The sequence below is a fragment of the Candidatus Symbiopectobacterium sp. NZEC135 genome (assembly GCF_025962695.1).
This window is the reverse complement of sequence record NZ_JAGFPF010000276.1, coordinates 1-1,989: the sequence shown is the minus strand read 5'-3', so window position 1 is coordinate 1,989 and position 1,989 is coordinate 1. Positions and strand designations below refer to the sequence as shown.

The 1,989-nt window shown below is 45.8% G+C and carries 2 protein-coding genes; both read right to left on the bottom strand.

The window, feature by feature from the left end; translation table 11 throughout:
- Positions 1-513: 513 nt before the first annotated feature.
- Positions 514-1,164, bottom strand: a complete 651-nt coding sequence (locus J5224_RS25850) for a hypothetical protein (protein WP_264628053.1) — start codon at positions 1,162-1,164, stop codon at positions 514-516.
- Positions 1,165-1,275: 111 nt separating this feature from the next.
- On the bottom strand, positions 1,276-1,956 hold the full coding sequence (gene bioD / locus J5224_RS25845) for a dethiobiotin synthase (protein WP_264628054.1): 681 nt from the start codon (positions 1,954-1,956) through the stop codon (positions 1,276-1,278).
- Positions 1,957-1,989: the final 33 nt, after the last annotated feature.

The window sequence follows — 1,989 nt, the reverse complement described above, 5'->3', positions numbered from 1 at the left end:
ACCGTTTTTCTAAACCTAATGCACATGGTTATCCACAGAAGTAGTGGATAACTCCCACAAGCCCGCATGCCTGCTGCTCTAGTGAAATAGCTTATTGTTATGAGGCTAAGGGAAATCAGGATTTTTTTAGCGTTTGTGCAAAGATTTCACTTATGCATGAGTTTTAGACGTTTTGCACAAAAAATCGTCTTGGCGCACAAACTGGCGAGTAGTGGCATGGACGCGTCAATCGAGGACAGTGTGACAGGTGTGCAGCGACACCGACGTGAACACGTAGTTCATGAGGGTGCTGAACGCGGCCCAAGACCTGAGTGACAAGCACTATCATCCTCACCAAATTGGCGCTTCAGCGCTGGGAGAGATGACTTCACGTTGCCTAATAGTATGGGTCATCGGCAACGTGAATTGATACTGATGTGAAATAAATACAGATGCATCTCATATTCCAATAATTATCTCATGAGATGCTTTTATTCACGCCCTTAAATGCGATTTTTAATGGGAAAATGACTTTTAGGATGGCTGAGCAGGTGTATCCTTACTTGATACTGAAAAAATCCCACCTTCCTGTATGATACTGTTCACATCGTCAACATCGAGCACGTTTAGTGCTTCATCTATAGCACTATCGACAGAGCCATATTGTGTATTACAGATGCGAATATAGTCATCAAAAGTATCATCGATATAATGCCCATCGAATGAAAAGCCCGTTTCATCTTCATCGTCTTCCTCAATGGTACTTAACGCGTTCCCCCCCGGCTTCATCATCGTTGTTGTTAGTGAAGATTTAAATTTATCGCCCGGAATCTCGCCTTTCTCCTCATGCTTGCCATTGCTGACGGTTACCAGAACCATACCGTTTTCATTATTATTACCCGGCAAGGTAAAGGTGACTTGATTACCTTGGATGTTATCCAAAGTAATAATCCCTGTTTTTGTAAGATCATACAATGTTTTTGAGGAATTTATCGACAGCAGAATATCATGGTTAATCTGTCGATACAGCTCTTCATTTTTTTTCCGCACGCCACCAAAGGTAAAGAAATTAACAATATATTCCAACAATCCCTTAGGGGATATAGCCTTATTTATCTCATCCTGATTTTCAACACCCGCTGCGCAAACAGCAATATGGTATACTGTATTAATGCTCGTCATCATAACTCCCTTATCTGATAAGAAACACTTAACGAATAAGTGCACATTATTGTCAGACAGTTACCTATCAGTAAGGAGGTTAATGCCGTATTTTTTGTTTCAGGCAATAACGGGTCAAACGCGTAGCAATTCAATATCCAGATACGTACCCAAATCCTGCGTGTAGGGCGCATCGACGTGGGGAATTTCGCCGAGCAGCGGCGCAGAAAGATGGCGTTGTAGCGTCTCCAGATAGTCTTGATGCCAGCGTCCGGTCGGTTGAATGTCGTTAGCTATCCACCCCGCCAGCGTTAATCCTGCCTGCGTAACGACCTGAGCCGTCAGTAAGGCATGATTGATGCATCCCAGCTTAATTCCCACCACCAGAATCACTGGCAGTTGCTCGTGTTGTACCCAGTCGGCATACGTTTTCTGCTCAGTCAGCGGTGTAAACCAGCCCCCCGCACCTTCCACCAGCACCCAATCGGCCTTTTCTGTCAGTGCGACCAGACCGCGCGACATCACCTCAAAATCAATAGGCCTCTGCTCAACCCGGCTCACGATATGCGGCGAGGTCGGCTCAATAAACACCAACGGATTGACCTCATCGTAAGTGAGCGACACGCTGCTGCACGCTTGCAGATGGCAAGCATCTTCATTACGTATGCCCTGCGGGGTCATCTCCGCCCCGGACGCTACCGGCTTATAGCCCGCACAACGATATCCCGCCCGCGCAGCAGCCTGTAGTAATGCACCGCTAGCGATAGTTTTACCCACTTCAGTGTCTGTTCCGGTAATAAACCAACGTTTAGTCACGATAAATAATTCCATAAACCAAATGATAACTGA

What these genes read in the sequence shown, in the direction of transcription:
- J5224_RS25850 (WP_264628053.1), bottom strand. Translation starts at nt 1,164, where the DNA reads ATGATGACGAGCATTAATACAGTATACCATATTGCTGTTTGCGCAGCG.